The 17051-nt window shown below is 44.8% G+C and carries 15 protein-coding genes; 3 read left to right on the forward strand and 12 right to left on the reverse strand.

Annotation, left to right across the window (positions count from 1 at the left end; translation table 11 throughout):
• Positions 1 to 2: 2 nt before the first annotated feature.
• The 12 genes from murC to BF9343_RS01225 all read right to left on the reverse strand — a co-directional run bounded on the left by murC (position 3) and on the right by BF9343_RS01225 (position 13736).
• On the reverse strand, positions 3 to 1397 hold the full coding sequence (gene murC / locus BF9343_RS01170; RefSeq protein WP_005784002.1) for a UDP-N-acetylmuramate--L-alanine ligase: 1395 nt from the start codon (positions 1395 to 1397) through the stop codon (positions 3 to 5).
• A complete protein-coding gene (gene murG, locus BF9343_RS01175) occupies positions 1394 to 2536 on the reverse strand; it encodes an undecaprenyldiphospho-muramoylpentapeptide beta-N-acetylglucosaminyltransferase (protein ID WP_005784003.1) in 1143 nt (380 codons plus the stop codon). Before murG ends, murC begins: the two co-directional genes overlap by 4 nt.
• Before the next feature lies 1 nt (position 2537).
• Positions 2538 to 3833, reverse strand: a complete 1296-nt coding sequence (locus BF9343_RS01180; protein ID WP_010991955.1) for an FtsW/RodA/SpoVE family cell cycle protein — start codon at positions 3831 to 3833, stop codon at positions 2538 to 2540.
• Positions 3834 to 3891: 58 nt separating this feature from the next.
• Positions 3892 to 5226, reverse strand: coding sequence for a UDP-N-acetylmuramoyl-L-alanine--D-glutamate ligase (gene murD, locus BF9343_RS01185; RefSeq protein WP_010991956.1), 1335 nt, complete (start codon positions 5224 to 5226; stop codon positions 3892 to 3894).
• A gap of 139 nt (positions 5227 to 5365) precedes the next feature.
• Positions 5366 to 6634 carry a phospho-N-acetylmuramoyl-pentapeptide-transferase gene (gene mraY / locus BF9343_RS01190; RefSeq protein WP_005796732.1) on the reverse strand — a complete coding sequence of 423 codons (1269 nt, stop codon included), beginning with the start codon at positions 6632 to 6634 and terminating at the stop codon, positions 5366 to 5368.
• An 85-nt stretch (positions 6635 to 6719) separates the two neighbouring features.
• On the reverse strand, positions 6720 to 8177 hold the full coding sequence (locus tag BF9343_RS01195; RefSeq protein WP_010991957.1) for a UDP-N-acetylmuramoyl-L-alanyl-D-glutamate--2,6-diaminopimelate ligase: 1458 nt from the start codon (positions 8175 to 8177) through the stop codon (positions 6720 to 6722).
• 17 nt (positions 8178 to 8194) lie between these two features.
• On the reverse strand, positions 8195 to 10294 hold the full coding sequence (locus tag BF9343_RS01200) for a penicillin-binding protein (RefSeq protein WP_005796729.1): 2100 nt from the start codon (positions 10292 to 10294) through the stop codon (positions 8195 to 8197).
• Between the two features lie 27 nt (positions 10295 to 10321).
• Positions 10322 to 10663, reverse strand: coding sequence for an FtsL-like putative cell division protein (locus BF9343_RS01205; protein WP_005784014.1), 342 nt, complete (start codon positions 10661 to 10663; stop codon positions 10322 to 10324).
• Positions 10664 to 10691: 28 nt separating this feature from the next.
• Positions 10692 to 11606 (reverse strand): 16S rRNA (cytosine(1402)-N(4))-methyltransferase RsmH, encoded by a 915-nt coding sequence (rsmH, locus tag BF9343_RS01210; protein WP_008769221.1) that lies wholly within the window; start codon positions 11604 to 11606, stop codon positions 10692 to 10694.
• The gene (mraZ, locus tag BF9343_RS01215; RefSeq protein ID WP_005801871.1) at positions 11603 to 12079 is read right to left on the reverse strand and encodes a division/cell wall cluster transcriptional repressor MraZ; all 477 of its coding nucleotides are present in this window, start codon (positions 12077 to 12079) and stop codon (positions 11603 to 11605) included. Before mraZ ends, rsmH begins: the two co-directional genes overlap by 4 nt.
• Before the next feature lie 106 nt (positions 12080 to 12185).
• Positions 12186 to 12686, reverse strand: coding sequence for an HU family DNA-binding protein (locus BF9343_RS01220; protein WP_005796726.1), 501 nt, complete (start codon positions 12684 to 12686; stop codon positions 12186 to 12188).
• Between the two features lie 543 nt (positions 12687 to 13229).
• Positions 13230 to 13736 (reverse strand): RNA polymerase sigma factor, encoded by a 507-nt coding sequence (locus BF9343_RS01225; protein WP_005784022.1) that lies wholly within the window; start codon positions 13734 to 13736, stop codon positions 13230 to 13232.
• 197 nt (positions 13737 to 13933) lie between these two features.
• Here BF9343_RS01225 and BF9343_RS21765 point away from each other — a divergent pair, with 197 nt between their 5' ends.
• From BF9343_RS21765 to BF9343_RS01240, 3 genes are all read left to right on the forward strand, one after another.
• Positions 13934 to 14275, forward strand: coding sequence for a hypothetical protein (locus BF9343_RS21765; protein WP_005784025.1), 342 nt, complete (start codon positions 13934 to 13936; stop codon positions 14273 to 14275).
• A gap of 74 nt (positions 14276 to 14349) precedes the next feature.
• Complete coding sequence (locus BF9343_RS01235) at positions 14350 to 16509, forward strand: TonB-dependent receptor (protein ID WP_010991958.1); 2160 nt, start codon at positions 14350 to 14352, stop codon at positions 16507 to 16509.
• A complete protein-coding gene (locus tag BF9343_RS01240; protein WP_005784028.1) occupies positions 16506 to 17009 on the forward strand; it encodes a DUF4625 domain-containing protein in 504 nt (167 codons plus the stop codon). The genes BF9343_RS01235 and BF9343_RS01240 overlap by 4 nt, the downstream gene beginning before the upstream one ends.
• The last annotated feature ends 42 nt before the right edge of the window (positions 17010 to 17051 follow it).

Consider the following 17051-nt stretch of genomic DNA (forward strand, 5'->3'; position numbering starts at 1 on the left):
AATTAATTGTCCGAAGGAACCATTCTTCGGGACAATAAGTCACAAATACCCGGAACATAGTTGTCTATGTCTCCTGCTCCCAATGTAATTAATACTTCGATATGTTTTGCTTTCAGTACATCGAGTATTTCTTCTTTCTTGCACATGCTTTTTTCAATACCCGGACGTAGGTTGTCATATATCAGCCGGCTGCTTACTCCCGGAATAGGTTGCTCGCGCGCCGGATAGATATCTACCAGTATCACTTCATCGAGTAAAGACAGACTGTCGGCAAAATCTTTGTAGAAGTCGCGGGTACGGGTATAGAGGTGTGGCTGAAAAACCGCAGTGATCTTTTTGTCCCGGTACAACTCACGCATGGACATCACGCTTTGTTTAATCTCGGATGGATGATGTGCGTAGTCACTCAGGAATACAATCCGGTTATTCTTGATTTTAAAGTCGAACCGGCGGTCCACACCCCGGAAACTGGCCATTCCCTGTTTGATCTCTTCAGGTGTGACTCCGTTAAGGTGGGCAAGTGCCATCGCAGCGACACCATTCTCTATATTTATACTTACCGGTACTCCTAGCTGAATGTTGTCGATACGAATGTCAGGCCCTACGAAGTCAATGAAGATTTCTCCGTTTCCGATGCGAATGTTCTCAGCATGAAAGTCTCCCTCGTCACGTGAGTAAGTATACATCTTCACTCCCTCTTTCACTTTCGGCTGTAGGGAAATGCCTTTGCGGATAATCAGTGCTCCTCCGGGCTGAATCAGTGTGGTGTAGTGTTCAAAGCTTTCCAGATAAGCCTGTTCGGTGCCATAAATATCCAGATGATCCGGATCGGTTGCGGTAATGACAGACATATAAGGAGACAACCAATGGAATGAACGGTCAAATTCGTCTGCTTCAATCACCGTATAAGGGCTGGTTGAAGAGAGTAGTAGATTCGTTCCGTAATTTTTGGAAATACCTCCCAGAAAAGCAGTACAACCTACATGTGACTGATGAAACAAGTGGGCCGTCATCGTTGAGGTAGTGGTTTTACCATGTGTGCCGGCTACACAAAGTCCTTTGCTGGAACGGGTAATGGTGCCCAGTACTTGTGCACGTTTCTGTATTTCGAATCCATTATCACGGAAGTAAGTTAATTCGGCATGTTCCTGAGGTACGGCAGGGGTCAGGACTACCAATGTGGTAGCTTTGTCTTTGCAAGCCTCCGGTATGAGATCGATATTCTCTTCGTAATGGATCTGTGCTCCTTCTTCTATAAGATGTTGAGTCAGTTCACTGGGAGTACGGTCATAGCCTGCCACTACTTTTCCTTTAGAAAGAAAATAGCGGACGAGGGCACTCATTCCGATACCGCCTGCCCCGACAAAATATACAGATTGAATCGTTTCTATATTCATGATTGTTGCGCTAATTTTATAACTTCTTTTGCAATAACGACAGCAGAATCCGGTAAAGCCAGATGTGCAATGTTTTCACTGAGTTCGCTCAGCTTCTCGGCATTGGCGATCGTTTCCAGTGCTACCGGTAATAGTTTGTTTTCTGCTTCCGCATCCTTTACGTAGATGGCTGCTTGTTTATTCACCAAAGCCAAAGCATTTTTGGTTTGATGGTCTTCTGCCACATTAGGAGACGGAACCAGGATAACGGGCTTATTCAGCAGGCAGAACTCGGAAATAGACCCTGCACCGGCACGTGAAATAACCAGGTCGGCAGCAGCATAAGCGGCAGCCATATCTTTGATAAAGTCCGTTACAAACAGATTGGGTATCTCTCCCGCTGCTTTTACAGCTTCTGTCACTTGTTGATGATAAATCTTTCCCGTTTGCCAGATGAACTGCACGTCTGTAGTCCGGCGAATCAGTTGCAATCCCGCAATCAATGTGTTATTGATGGTGCGTGCCCCCAGGCTTCCACCCAAAATCAGAATGGTCTTCTTTTCCGGATTCAGCCCGAAAGAACGAATAGCCTGTTCACGTTCCGGTTTTTCCGCCAGCAGATTCTGACGTACCGGGTTACCTGTCATAATGATTTTATTGGCAGGAAAGAATTTCTCCATTCCGTCATACGCCACACAAATTCTTCGTGCTTTCTGTGCCAATAGTTTATTGGTTACTCCGGCGTATGAATTCTGCTCTTGTATTAAAGTAGGTACTCCCATCATTCCCGCCATTTTTAAAGTAGGACCGCTTGCATATCCGCCTACTCCTACTGCTACCTGAGGACGGAATTGCCGGATAATGTTTCGTGCTTTCCATTGGCTGCGTACCAATTTTAATAATACGGCGACATTTTTCCACAGATGTTTACGATCGAATCCTGCTACAGGCAATCCGATAATCTGATAGCCTGCATCCGGTACTCGTTGCATTTCCATTCTGCCTTCGGCTCCTACAAACAGGATTTGTGCATCGGGACGTAACTCTTTTATGGCGTTTGCAATGGATACGGCCGGAAAGATATGCCCTCCGGTACCACCACCGCTGATGATGACTCTTAAGGCATCACCCTGTCCTTCTTTATTATTTTCTTTATTCATATTACTCTTCAAATTTAGCATCACTGTTTAAAACCTCTGCTGTAGGTTCGGCCGCAGTCTGTGCCTCGCTTGCAATCGTCTCATTTCCTTCACTCTGGGTGAGCAGAGGAGCAGGATTTTCTTTTTTCTCTTCCAGATAAGCGGTATAGCGGCTGACACTCAGTATCATGCCAATGTAGGCACAGTTGATCAGTGTACTTGTACCTCCTTTACTGATTAGCGGTAAAGGTTGTCCTGTTACAGGAAATAGTCCGACGGCTACCATCATGTTCAATATGGCTTGTGATACCAACATCAAGGCAATACCCATGACGAGGAATGCCGGGAATGTACGTTCGCACTTTTGGGCGATTCGGCCTGTCCGGACCAATAGCCAGATGTAGAGTATGACTACAAAGGCGCCTCCTACCAGCCCCAACTCTTCAATGATAATGGCAAAGATGAAATCGGAGAATGCCTGGCTCAGGAAGTCACGCTGAATGGAATTTCCCGGTGCCTTACCTATCACGTTACTGGTAGCGATGGCAATGCGTGCATGAGCTATCTGGGCATCTTTGTCAATATCGAATTTGGCTGCCGGAACTTCTTCTTTCTCCGTAAAGTTGGTAATACGACTTTTCCAAGTGTCAAACCGGTGGAGGAACGGGATATCGGTATCCTTCGGTATGGCCAGCAAAAATACTGCTCCCAGACAGCCAACCAATGCCAGACCGCCCAATAACATGGCTAACTTCTTGAATGCAACACGTCCGATGAACATCATCAATACTACTACTCCGAACAACAGCATAGCTGTCGAAAGGTTTTCAGGAGCGATAAGCATACATACCAGTCCGGTCAGTATCATGATATACTTAAAAGCTTTCGGATTGGCCCCTTCATCATCCTGCTTTTTGGATAGAATGAAAGAAACCGCGATGATTACTGCCATCTTGGCCAGTTCTGAAGGCTGGAACTGTAACCCCATAAAACTCATCCAGCGGGCGGCTCCGTTCACACGGTCACCTGTGATGACTCCCATCAAAGTTACGAAAGCCAGCAATACTACCGAAATAGGGTAGAGGAAAACCGGAAACACCTGAAACCACTTATAAGGGATGTTGTGCATCAGGACCACTACGACCGCACCTACCATCAGGATGATGGAATGTTGTGTGATGGGTCCCCAGTGGTCGCCACTTTTATAAGTCAGCGTACTGGCAGCACTAAACACCTCTATGATAGAGATGAGGCAGAGGCAAAGGAAAATAATCCAGATTACCTTATCACCTTTGAATATGTTCTTTAATAGATCCACTGCTTTAAGTTTTTAGCTCTTCGGAGCCTGAACCTTTTATGGCTCAGGACTCTGATTTTTATAATTCTCTTACATACTTCTTAAACTGTTCGCCACGGTCTTCATAGCTTTTGAAAAGGTCAAAGGAGGCGCAACATGGACTCAACAATACTGTTTCGCCCTTTTTCGCCAGCTTGTAAGCCGCTTCTACGGCATCCTTCATGCCGGTCTGTACTTCGGCTACAGGGAGTCCGAGACGGTCGAAAAACTCATGAAGCTTTTCGTTGTGCAATCCCAGGTAGACCAGTGCCGAGCATTTTTCCCGTACCAGTTCTTCTATTTCCGTATAATCGTTTCCCTTGTCTTTTCCTCCGAGAATCAATACCGTTTTAGTAGTCATACTCTGCAAGGCATACCAGCAAGAGTTTACATTGGTTGCTTTGGAGTCATTGATAAAATCAATGCCACGTACGCGTGCCACCTTCTCCAGGCGGTGTTCTACCCCCTGAAAGTCACTGAGCGCTTTCCTTATATCTTCTTTGGTGATACCGGCAAGGTTGGCGGAGATACCGGCGGCTAAAGAGTTATAAAGATTGTGTTGGCCGGTCAGGGCCAACTGTTCCTGTTCCATATTGAAAGCGATCGGTTCGGTAATTACTACTTCATGGTCTTCCACATAGGCGATAGATCCTTCTTCTTTGATTGCCGAGAATGGATACAGGTGGGCACGAATGCCATGTTTGTCCAGTTCACGTTTGATGATAGGGTCATCGTTCCAGAAGATAAACGCGTCTTCCGAAGTCTGATTCTGCGTAATACGAAACTTTGCATTAATATAGTTCTGCATACAATGGTCGTACCGGTCCAGATGGTCCGGCGTAATGTTCATCAATACAGCGATATCGGCACGGAAGTTATACATGTTATCCAACTGGAATGAACTCAATTCGATTACATAATAATCATGTTTCTCTTCGGCCACTTGCAATGCCAGGCTTTTACCGATGTTTCCGGCAAGTCCCACATTTAGTCCTGCGCTTTTAAAAATGTGATAGATAAGCGAGGTTGTGGTCGTCTTTCCGTTCGAGCCGGTGATACAGATCATTTTGGCATCGGTGTATCTGCCGGCAAATTCTATTTCCGAGATGATAGGTGTGCCCTGTTCTCTCAATCTCAGAATCAGTGGGGCGTCATTAGGAATTCCGGGGCTTTTCACAACTTCGTCAGCACTCAAAATCTGTTCTTCTGTGTGTCGGCCTTCTTCCCAGGCAATGCCATGGCCGTCAAGGAGAGTTTTATACTTATCCTTGATAGCAGACATATCCGATACGAAAGTATCGAATCCTTTTACTTTGGCCAGAACGGCTGCTCCCGCACCGCTTTCACCGGCTCCTAATACTACAATTCTTTTCATGATTTTTAGGTTTCGATTTATCAACCGGAATTTGTCGATCCGTCGATAGATCTTTTTCTTTATGCTACAAGTTTTAGGTTCATACTTTGTGATTAGCGGCAGGCACTTGTAGCTCATAGCCTGTTGCTCGTCACTTCTGTTATCTAATCTTCAGTGTTATAATTGTAATAGCTGCCAGCACGATGGTTACAATCCAGAAGCGGACTGTGATTTTTGATTCGTGGAACAACTGATCGGGCTTCGTAAACTTTACGCTGCATCCCGGCTCTACCAGACTCATCGAAGTACGGAAATGGTCGTGTATCGGGGCCCGCTTAAAGAGGCGTTGTTTTATACCCTTTCTTTTTCCGGCTTTATAATAGAAGCGCTGCAGAAGTACTGAAAGGTTTTCAACCAGAAATATACCGCAGAGAATCGGGATTAGCAATTCTTTGTGAATAATAATGGCAAATACCGCAATGATACCTCCAATGGTCAGACTGCCTGTATCCCCCATGAATACCTGGGCCGGATAGGCATTGTACCATAAGAAACCGATCAATGCTCCGATAAAGGCGCATATAAAGATTACCAGTTCCTCACTTCCGGGAATATACATGATATTCAGGTAACCCGCAAACTCGATGTGGCTCGATACATAAGCCAATATGCCCAGCGTTAGTCCGATGATGGCGGAATTGCCTGCTGCCATACCATCCATACCATCATTCAGGTTGGCTCCGTTTGACACGGCTGTCACGACAAAGATGGTGATAATGACAAACAAAATCCATCCGGCTGTTTGAGCGTGTTCTCCCATAAAGCCTACAAGGTCGGCATAGTCCAGGTTGTTGCTTTTGAAAAAAGGAATCGTGGTCTGGGTAGATTTCAGATCGTGAGTGCCATGTATTACTTCGATTTCGTTTTCCGATTTCTGAACTTCTATGTTTTCACGAATCACTACGTCCGGACTCAGATATAGAGTCAGTCCGACAATTAAGCCGAGACCCACCTGACCGATAATTTTGAATTTACCGTGAAGCCCTTCTTTATCCTTTTTGAATATCTTTATATAATCGTCTGCAAATCCTAAAGATCCCAGCCAGACGGTGGTGATCAGCATCAGTATCATATAGATATTATGCAGTTTCCCCAATAACAGACAGGGGATCAGGATTGCTACGATAATGATGACACCCCCCATGCTGGGCACTCCTACTTTATTGACGCCGAACGGATCGATTTTGGCGTCACGCTGCGTCTCGGTGATCTGTTTCCGTTTCAGCAGATTGATGAACTTATCTCCCCAGATACTGGAAATAAGCAGTGCCAGGATGATAGCCATCAATGCACGGAACGAGGTGTACCCAAACATTCCGGCACCCGGAAAGTTGAGTTTGTGTAGCCATTCAAACAGATAGTATAACATAACTTTATTTACGGTTAGACGATTTACGCTTTTCGATTGAATAACATCCGGTGCTTATAAGCGGGGGTGTTTCAATCAGATCTGCTTAAACAGTCAATGAAAAAATCTCTTTTAAAACTTCTTTATCATCAAAGTGATGCTTCACTCCTTTGATGTCCTGATAATTCTCGTGTCCTTTTCCGGCAACCAGAATTACATCTCCTTTTTCTGCAAGCATACAAGCCGTGCGGATAGCTTCTTTACGGTCTGCGATGCTTAGCGTTTTTTTCTTATCCTCAGTATCCAGGCCTGCCAGCATGTCGTTGATGATATCCTGCGGCTCTTCGAAACGGGGATTATCCGAAGTTATGATGACTCGGTCGCTTGCCCGGGCTGCTTCTTTTGCCATGATAGGGCGTTTCCCTTTATCGCGGTTACCGCCTGCACCTACTACGGTAATTACCTTGCCTTTTCCTTCGAGTACTCCATGTATGGCGTTCAAGACGTTGACCAGGGCATCCGGTGTGTGTGCATAGTCTACAATGGCTGTATATCCTTGTGGAGAACGGATGGCATCGAAGCGTCCGGCAACCGGATGCAGCGTACTGAGAGCAACCAGCACGTCCTCTTCTTTCTTGCCCAGCAATACGGCAGCACCAAATACAGCCAGTAAGTTTGATGCATTAAATTTTCCGATAAACTGAACTGCGAGTTCATGGTTGTTAAAGTCGAGAAGCATCCCCTCGAAATGAGATTCCAGTACTCTTCCTTTGAAGTCGCTCAGACTGCGGAGAGAGTAAGTATATACTTTCGACTTGGTGTTCTGTGTCATCACCAGTCCGTTTTTATCGTCCAGGTTGGTCAGACTGAACGAGTTCTTAGGCATATCGTCGAAGAACTTCTTCTTTGCTTTCAGGTAGTTCTCTACTGTTTTATGATAGTCCAGATGATCGCGTGTCAGGTTGGTGAAGATGCCGCCGGCAAATCTCAGTCCGCTGATTCTTTTTTGTGCGATGGAGTGTGAACTGACCTCCATGAAAACATATTTGCAACCTTCGTCCGCCATGCGTCCCAATAAACGATTCAATGTGATCGGGTCGGGAGTGGTATGTTCGGTAGGGATGGCTTCATCATCTATATAATTGCATACCGTGGAGATTAATCCCACTTTATAGCCGAAGTATCGGAACGTATTATATAATAAGGTGGCAATCGTTGTCTTTCCGTTTGTTCCGGTAACGCCTACCAGTTCCAATTTTGAGCTCGGATTTCCGTAGAAAGTCGTAGCTGCTTTTCCTACGGCATCTTCGCTGTCGGCAACCTGAATGTAGGTAACTCCTTCTGCAAGTTCTGCAGGTAACTCTTCACAAAGAATGGCCGTGGCACCTTTTTCAACCGCTGCCGGAATGTAGGCATGTCCGTCGGTCTGTGTGCCGTGCATGGCCATAAACAGATGGCCGGACTCTACCTGTCTGGAGTCGATGTCAACCCCGGTTATCTCGATATCCTGATTTCCGGTAATTTTCACCGGTTGGATAGATGTTAGAATCTCTTTTAGTTTCATACCTTAATCTATAATAATCAATTCAGATGGATACTGATGGTTTGTCCCTTCTTGATGGTAGTTCCCTGGGGCAACGACTGGCTCTTTACTTTGCCGACTCCCGACAGGGTTACTTTCAATCCTTTACTTTCCAGCAGGTATACAGCGTCTTTGGCACCCATACCTATTACGCTGGGCACAAAGTTGCGTAATTGTTCTTTTCCCTGCAGGATTACTGCTTTGGGGGCTGCCTGTGCATGTCCCCACACCTCTTTGTTCTTTTTAGCCTTAAATTCAGCCTGTGTCTGGATATTTAGGCCTTCCAATACTTGCCTTGCTTCTATCATTTCGCCTGCTTTTACATCGGGAATCACTACTGTATTGGTATCGATTGCATTCCTGATGTCCAAGCGTAAATCTTTGGCATACACTCTTTCGGCTATTTTGCTGAATACGCTACCTGCCATTAAACCTCCCGAAGCGGGAAGTCCCGGTTTCTGTATAGAAACGATGCAGCTGTATTTCGGAGCTTCCGAAGGGAAATATCCGCAGAAGCTGACCAGATAGTTCACCCGTCCCGATTTATATCCGGCGGCACCTTGTGAGATCTGTGCCGTACCAGTTTTACCCGAAACGGCAAATTGCTTGGAACCTGCCGGAGCAGCCAGACCTTCGTGTACCACCTTATAGAGAATTTCCTGAATCTGCTTCAAGGTCCGCTCCGAACAGATTTTCGGATTGATGATTTCCGTAGGATACTCTTTCACTATTTCTCCGTTCTTAATGGCTGCTTTCACAAACTTCGGCCGTACCATAACTCCGTTGTTGGCAATGGCGTTATAGAATGTCAGTATATTCATGGGAGGTACCTGAGTTTCATAGCCGATACTCATCCATGGCAGAGTGGTCTTTGCAAAATAGCGCTCTTTAGGACCTTTTATGTTGGGTTTGCCTTCTCCTGCTATTTGCAGTTGGAGGGGCTGGTCGATACTCATTCGTTTCAGTCCGTCGACAAACTTTTGCGGATTACTTCCATAATATTTTTCGATAATGCTCGAAGTTCCTATATTGGAAGATACTTCCAGAATTTGCGTAACCGTCAGGTAGCCATATCCTCCTTTATACCAGTTCCAGTCTTTCATGGGCCGACCGTGCATCATCTTGATACCGTTTCCCGTATCTATACCGTCTTCCGGAGTGATCTTGCCATCTTCAAGGGCCACCATGATAGAAGCTGTTTTAAATGTTGATCCCGGCTCGAGCATATCGCTGATAGCGTTATTCCTCATTTCGTAATAATTGCCATCTCCGGCTTTCGTCATGTTGACAATGGCTTTTACTTCGCCGGTTGCCACTTCCATCAATACGGCCACACCTACGCTGGCATTCAGCTCTTTTAGTTTATCGGTCAATGCCTTCTCGCAGATATCCTGCATGCCTACGTCGATGGTAGAAAGCAGGTCACAACCGTCTACCGGAGGAATATCCACAATGTTCAGGTATTTATTCATCACCTTTTGCCGGTGAGTAATTCCGTCATGTCCTTTGAGGATAGAATCAAAAGCCAACTCGATACCATTTTTAGCTCCCTGGGCCGTATCGGCATATAAGTCACCCAACGTACGGGCGGCAAGTGAACCAAAAGGTTTCTTTCTTTGGTTATAAGCCAATTCATGGAATCCGCCTTTGTATTTGTTGAGGTTAAACACCGGAAGGCGTTTAGCTTCTTTATATTGAATATATGAAATACGCTTCGGATAAATCAGATAGTTACGGCTTCCCTGTTTGCGCCCTTTCTTAAGGTGAGTCTTAAATTCCGAAGCGCTTTTATCAGGGAATATTTTATGAAGTCCTTCGCATATCTCGTCCAGATGATTCATCAGCATGGTGTCTTTTTTTACTCCACCGGCTTTGAAGTCCATATATATACGGTATTCCGGCAGCGAACTGGCCATCAGTTTGCCGTCGGACGAAATGATGTTTCCGCGGTTGGGTTTCACCGTTACATTCTCCTTGACGAAACGGTCGGCCACATCCTGCCAGTATTGTCGTTCGGCAAACATCGTGATGCCTGCTTTGACAACAATGGCTACTCCTATCAGTCCCATCAACAGGATGACGAAGAAGTAGCGGGTCATTATATTTTTCTTGTTTACAGCCATCTTCTATTTCGTACTGATTAAATAAGGTGGATGGGTTGATGTCTGCAAGTCACTTTCTTTGGTCGATATATAATCCTCTATCCGCGACTGACGGCTTTTTTCCATCAATTCCGAACTTCGTGTCAGTGCATCATATTTTATGTCGATCAGTTCTTTTTTCAACTTATCTATTTCGATTTGCTGTTGCTGGCTTGCGTAGCGATTATGAATGTAGAAAATGATGAGCACCATAATCAGTACCAGCAATTTAGTCTGGCGGCGAAAAAAGTCGGTAGCCAGAATATCACCTCCCAGAATACTTTTCAGGGAGTTGCTTTTCTTCTTTTTTGCTTCTTTATCTTCCATTTCACTTCTCTTGTTTCACTCTGTTCCCTTACTTCTTCTCGGCTATTCTCAACTTGGCACTGCGCGACCGGGGATTGCGTGTTATCTCATCCTCGTCGGGTACGATCACTTTATTGTTTACCAGGCGGAAAGGTGTCTGTAAATTGCCGAAAAAGTCCTGTGTGGTCTTGCCTTCTACATTGCCGGTTTTCATGATGTTTTTCACCATGCGGTCTTCCAGTGAGTGGTAAGTGATTACCACCAGTCGTCCTCCGGGCTTTAATGCTTCTGTCGCGGCCATCAGCATCTCTTTCAGGGCTTCCATCTCCTGGTTCACTTCAATGCGGAGTGCCTGAAAAATTTTAGCTAACTCTTTTTTCTCTCTTTCGCGGCCGAAGAGAGGCTTTATGATTTCAAGAAACTCACCGATCGTTTCTATTTTCTGTCCGGTGCGTGCCTTCACAATGACAGATGCCAGTTTGCGGCTGTTCTTCAGTTCGCCATACAAGTAGAAAATGTCGGCAAGGCGTTCCTCCTCATATGTATTTACCACATCGGCAGCCGTAATGCCTGCACGTTTGTTCATGCGCATGTCCAGTTTCCCGTCAAAGCGGAAAGAGAATCCCCGTTCGCTGTCGTCAAAGTGGTGGGAAGAGACGCCGAGATCAGCCAATATAGCGTCTACCTCTCCGATATCGTGATAACGTAGAAAATTGTGCAGGTAACGAAAGTTGCTTCGTACAAAAGTAAAATGCGGATCATTTACAATGTTGCGCTCGGCATCTTCGTCCTGGTCGAATCCTAGCAGGCGTCCTCCGTCTCCGAGCCGTGAAAGTATCTCGCGGGAATGTCCGCCACCGCCAAAGGTGACATCTACGTAAGTCCCGTCGGGAGATATGTTCATGGCATCTACACTTTCTTTTAGCAGTACCGGTACGTGATATGTTGTTTCTTCTTCTTTCATTTTAGCTCGTTGTTCGTTGTTCTCCGTTCTTCTTTCATAATCTCTTCCAGGGCTGCTCCGAATGCTTTGGGTTCCATAAAGAGTTTTTCCGCACGTTCTTTCGCCCAGATTTCTATCTTATTGTCTACCCCGATAAAGCGTACGTCGCTTTGTATACCGGTGATTTGCAGATAGCGTTTCGGTATCAGTATACGTCCGTTGCCGTCCATCGTGATGATTTCGACGTCACTGACGAACTGGCGGAAGATAAGTTGGTGGTTGGCGTTCCATTTATTCAGTCGCTGCCGAAGTTCGTCCAGTTCTTCATTCCAGACCTCTTCCGGATAGAGCACCAGGCAGTCTTGAAATACGTCTTTGCGCATGATGAGCTTGTCTTCAGAGCCGGACTGTAGTTGCCGTCTGAATTGGGCGGGGATAAAAACTCTTCCTTTCGCGTCCGCCTTTGCTTCAATATTGCCTAAAAAACGTATCATTTCACCTTATTATAATAAGCGACCGTAAAAGTAGGTATTTCCCCACAATTCCCCACAATTTTCCACCAAAAACTTTTTGAGAAGTTTTCAACCGATTGTTAATTGCTTATTCGTCTGATAATGAAGAATCTTCAGAGATGCTTTGCTGGTGGGGGATAACATCGGTTGTCTCCTTGTCGGAACCGTTTTGTGACTTTGCAGACTTGCGTCCGTATTTAAGTTGCAGGCTGACAAAATCGGTTTTCCGCACATTGTTCAGGAAAGCGGGTGCGGCCTTAAAGCAAATACGGGATACCCATACTTTGTTGGCGGTGCATTCTTCCGGTTTGTCCACTGCTTCACTGGTGATACTGGGGTAGAAATTGCCCAATCCATCGATGGAAACAGTACGCCCTTCCTTCAGGTGAGCGGCAATAATATCCGATAATTGAGTAAGTGCAGAGAGTACGTCTCCGTTTTGAAGAGAGCTTCTTTCTGCGAGTTGATTAGCAATTTGTACACTGTTTACGGGTTTTTTCTGTAAAGCGCGTGTAGTGGCATAATATCGTTCTTTGGCGATACCTTTGCTCTTGTCTACTTTCTTGGTAACTGCGTAATTGATGGACATTAGTATTTTAGGTTTTTAATATGAATACATTTCCTTTTTGCCTCTTATTATATAGGTATATAACATCTATAAGTTATATCTGAAAACATCCGGATGTTTTAATAGATAACATCCGGATGTTCTGATATAAAACATCCGGGTGTTTTGATATATAACATCCGGATGTTTTAATACCTTAATTTTAGACAAAGGTATGTGAAATAATGGAGATATACAAGGAAGGTGTAGGTTTAATTAGTTGAAGTGTTAGGTTTAATGATTCGTTTTGCTTATTTGGCAGGACTTATATTCAGTAAGCACGTTGATGCAGATGTTCGATGTTATATTGTCTCCGGATTCTCCTGTGAAAGAAAAATATAGAGCAGGGTTTGATTCTTTGAGAGAGGTCATTAATCAAGATAGTAATCCTGTGTTATTGAAGTATCGTTTAAAAAATGCCGGATAATAAAAAGAGCAGAAAGGGAATCACTCTCTTTCTGCTCCTTGATACACAACTAAAAATCTGCACTAAAATGATTTATAGAAATCGACAATGCATGTGGCCTATTGTCTAAAGTCTTTCAGTTCTTCCTGTAAACGCTGGCGGGTGAAAAAGATACGGCTCTTTACTGTCCCGAGCGGCAAGTCCAGTTTCTCAGCTATTTCACGGTATTTGAATCCGGAAACGTGCATAGAGAAAGGCACTTTATATTCTTTGGGTAATGAATTGACGATGCGGTGCATCTCTTTTAAGTCGTAACGACTTTCGGTACTGTCGAGTCCTGATTCTTGCGGAAGACTCAGATGATAAAGATTATCGGTCTGATCTACAAAAGTCTGATCGCGTACTACTTTGCGATAATTATTGATGAAGATGTTGCGCATGATGGTGTACATCCATCCTTTAAAGTTAGTGTCGGGAGTATATTTATCTTCGTTATCTAACGCTTTAAGAGAGGTTTCCTGCAACAAATCGTTTGCTTCTTCACGGTCGGTTGTTAGTTTGTATGCAAAGCGAAGTAGCTCTTCCTGAACTCCAATTAAATCTTTTCTGAAGCTTAAACTTTTCATAACGTTGCTTTTTAAATTGTGAATATTCGTTGTTTTTCGATGATGCAAGTTTACGGCATTTTTTAGACAGTGACGGGGGAAAATTAAGCTTTAAACAGGGTAAAAACTGTCAAATGATAGATTTTGGGTGTATTTTGATAGTTTTTGGGTGTTTTTGGGACGCTGGGTTTTCTATCTTTGCGTCGGTTTAAATATGAATGGGTGTGAAGAGAAATACTAGACATAGGATTTGGCTTGCATGGATGTTACTGATGACATTTATGCCCTTGTCTGTCGTGAAGGTTTTTCATAATCATTCCGAAGAAACTTCGATAACCTGTACAGACGCACATTCCGGAAAGTCCCATCACACATGTGAGACTTGTCCCATCTGTCAGTTTATGCTTTCTCCATTTATTGAAACCCCTTCTACTCTTCTGACTTATACGCCCCTTTACGTAAAATGGGAGAGTGGAACTTTTCAGGATAAAAAGCTTTCTATCGCTTTCTATCCGCATTATCTTCGCGGACCTCCTCCTGTTTTTTATCATATCGTTTAAATTGCGAAGGCAGACTGGATTTAATTTACCGTTTGTCTTCTTACTCTGTTTTATTTAACTAAGACGATTTAAGTATGCGTATCGGATTTTTTTCGGGTATGCTGGGAGGGTTATGTTTAATCTCTACCTTGCATGCTCAAGAGCCCGATTCACTGAAAGCCGTGTCCTTATCTGAAGTGGTGGTGACGGAGAGTTATCAGCATCTGAAGAATAAGAACTCCACATGGCATATGGAGGTGGTAGGGAAAGAGTTTCTGCGTGAACACTTCACAGGGAACTTGATACAAACTCTTGGAACACTTCCGGGAGTACATTCCATGGATATCGGTTCGGGCTTTTCTAAACCTATGATTCGCGGAATGGGATTCAACCGGATTTCGGTTGTAGAAAATGGGATTAAGCAGGAGGGACAACAATGGGGAGCCGATCATGGACTCGAGCTGGATGCATTTAATGCCGGTCAGGTAAGTATTCGCAAAGGTCCTGCTTCCTTATTGTATGGTAGTGATGCAATGGGAGGGGCTATTGAACTTGTTCCATTACCATTGCCTGCGGGTAACCGGTTATTCGGTGAAGCGAGCTTGTTGGGGAAATCCGTCAACGGTACATTGGGAGGTTCACTGATGCTTGGGATCAAAAAAGATGCCTGGTATACCTGGGCAAGGTATTCGGAACAACACTTTGGGGATTATCGTATTCCGACGGATACTATTGTCTACCTCACCCAACGTATGCCTGTTTATCACCGAAGGCTTAAAAATACAGCCGGTTTTGAGAGAGATGTCAGTTGGGCTGCCGGATTTAGAAAAGAACGGTATGTCTCTTCTTATTGGGTGAGTAATGTTTTTCAGAAAACAGGGTTCTTTCCCGGTGCACATGGCATTCCCGATGTGTCGCGTTTGCAGGATGACGGGGACAGCCGTAACATAGAACTTCCGTACAGCCAGGTGAATCACTTGAAAGTTTCTACCCGGCAGAGCCTTTTGTACGATAAATGGGCGCTGACGTGGGATATTGGCTTTCAGAAGAATCATCGCGAGGAGTGGAGCCGGTTTCATACTCATTATGATGCTCAGCCTGTACCGGACAAAGATCCGGATAAGGAACTGGCTTTTACGTTGAACACTTATAGTTCTGCTGTTAAGCTGAAGTTGTTTGCTTCTGCCGTATGGCAACACACGGCAGGATGGGATGTACAATATCAGAGGAATACGATTGCCGGTTATTCATTTCTTTTGCCTGCTTACCGGAGATTTACCACAGGGGCTTTCTGGATGACCACTTATCGTCCGGGACCCACTCTGTCCTTCAGTGGAGGACTTCGCTATGATTACGGAAAGATAGATGCATCCGCTTATACCGATCCTTACTTGGCAATATATCTGCGGGAGCAGGGTTATGGTGATGAATTTATCCGGAAGTATGAATGGCGTAGTTACCCCGTTCGTCGCCATTTTGGCGATTATTCCGGTTCACTGGGGTTGGTATGGAGTCCTTCCGGAGGTCATCTTCTTCAGGTAAATGTCGGCCATAGCTTCCGGTTGCCGGGAGCCAATGAATTGGCATCGAACGGAGTTCATCACGGCACTTTCCGGCATGAACAGGGAGATGCAGCGCTTGCTTCCGAACGCGGTTGGCAGTTTGATGTTTCATATACCTATGAAAATGGGCCGTTGTCGGTAAGTTTGTCACCATTTGTCAGCTGGTTCAGCAATTATATTTTTCTTCGGCCTACCGGAGAATGGTCGATACTGCCCCATGCCGGACAGATTTACCGGTACACCGGTGCGGAAGCCCTGTTTGCGGGCGGTGAGGCTGCAGTGGGCATTGACTTCCTCCGACACTTTAACTATCGTGTCAGTGGAGAATATGTCTATACTTATAATTGCGATGAACATATTCCTCTAAGTTTCTCGCCTCCTGCTTCACTCCGCAATACACTGACGTGGCGATATAAAGAGTTCAGCATTTATGGTGAGGTACAGCATATTGCCGCACAACACCGGGTGGCACGAAATGAAGATCCCACTCCCGGAGCGCAGCTGTTGAATGCCGGAGTATCTGCCAACCTCCGGATAGGGGATATATGGGTCGAGGTGACTTTATCAGCCCGGAATTTATCCGGTGCCAAATACTTTAATCATCTTAGTTTTTACCGGAAAGTAGAAATCCCCGAACCGGGACGGAACTTTCAGATTTTAATTAAAGTACCATTTAAAAGTTTATTAAAATGAAAACAAAAAATTATTTGTCAATAATCAGTATCTTATTTTTTTCTTTTCTGTTCGTGTCATGCTCTAAAGAAGACGAAGGTGATACGATAAAACCCGTCATTGATCTGCTGGAACCTGAAGAAGGCGCTATATTAAGGATCGGAAGTTCTCATGGAGTACATTTTGAGATGAATCTTCACGATAATGAAGCGATTGCTTCCTATAAGATTAATATTCACAACAACTTTGACGGTCATTCGCATACCAGGGCATCGGAAGCAGGAATAACCAAGCCTTTTACATTTGAAAGGACCTATACGGATAAGGCCGGACAGAAAGATGCATACGTACATAACCATGATATTAAAATACCGGCTGACGCCACTCCGGGAAACTATCACCTGATGGTTTACTGTTTAGATCAGTCGGGCAATGAAACTTATGTAGTACGTAATATTGTGTTAAGCGTGGAAGGAGGTGAAGAGGGAGAACATCACCATGATGAACATCACCATGATTAAATAGAATACCTGAGCCTGAATATGAGTGGGGCCATACCGACG

The organism is Bacteroides fragilis NCTC 9343 (genome assembly GCF_000025985.1).
In the GTDB taxonomy this organism is placed as follows: Bacteria; Bacteroidota; Bacteroidia; order Bacteroidales; family Bacteroidaceae; genus Bacteroides; species Bacteroides fragilis.

Coding starts and splice junctions, on each gene's coding strand:
- murC (WP_005784002.1), bottom strand. CDS start 1,397: ATGAATATAGAAACGATTCAATCTGTATATTTTGTCGGGGCAGGCGGT.
- murG (WP_005784003.1), bottom strand. CDS start 2,536: ATGAATAAAGAAAATAATAAAGAAGGACAGGGTGATGCCTTAAGAGTC.
- murD (WP_010991956.1), bottom strand. CDS start 5,226: ATGAAAAGAATTGTAGTATTAGGAGCCGGTGAAAGCGGTGCGGGAGCA.
- mraY (WP_005796732.1), bottom strand. CDS start 6,634: ATGTTATACTATCTGTTTGAATGGCTACACAAACTCAACTTTCCGGGT.
- BF9343_RS01195 (WP_010991957.1), bottom strand. CDS start 8,177: ATGAAACTAAAAGAGATTCTAACATCTATCCAACCGGTGAAAATTACC.
- BF9343_RS01200 (WP_005796729.1), bottom strand. CDS start 10,294: ATGACCCGCTACTTCTTCGTCATCCTGTTGATGGGACTGATAGGAGTA.
- BF9343_RS01205 (WP_005784014.1), bottom strand. CDS start 10,663: ATGGAAGATAAAGAAGCAAAAAAGAAGAAAAGCAACTCCCTGAAAAGT.
- rsmH (WP_008769221.1), bottom strand. CDS start 11,606: ATGAAAGAAGAAGAAACAACATATCACGTACCGGTACTGCTAAAAGAA.
- mraZ (WP_005801871.1), bottom strand. CDS start 12,079: ATGATACGTTTTTTAGGCAATATTGAAGCAAAGGCGGACGCGAAAGGA.
- BF9343_RS01220 (WP_005796726.1), bottom strand. CDS start 12,686: ATGTCCATCAATTACGCAGTTACCAAGAAAGTAGACAAGAGCAAAGGT.
- BF9343_RS01225 (WP_005784022.1), bottom strand. CDS start 13,736: ATGAAAAGTTTAAGCTTCAGAAAAGATTTAATTGGAGTTCAGGAAGAG.
- BF9343_RS21765 (WP_005784025.1), top strand. CDS start 13,934: ATGGGTGTGAAGAGAAATACTAGACATAGGATTTGGCTTGCATGGATG.
- BF9343_RS01235 (WP_010991958.1), top strand. CDS start 14,350: ATGCGTATCGGATTTTTTTCGGGTATGCTGGGAGGGTTATGTTTAATC.
- BF9343_RS01240 (WP_005784028.1), top strand. CDS start 16,506: ATGAAAACAAAAAATTATTTGTCAATAATCAGTATCTTATTTTTTTCT.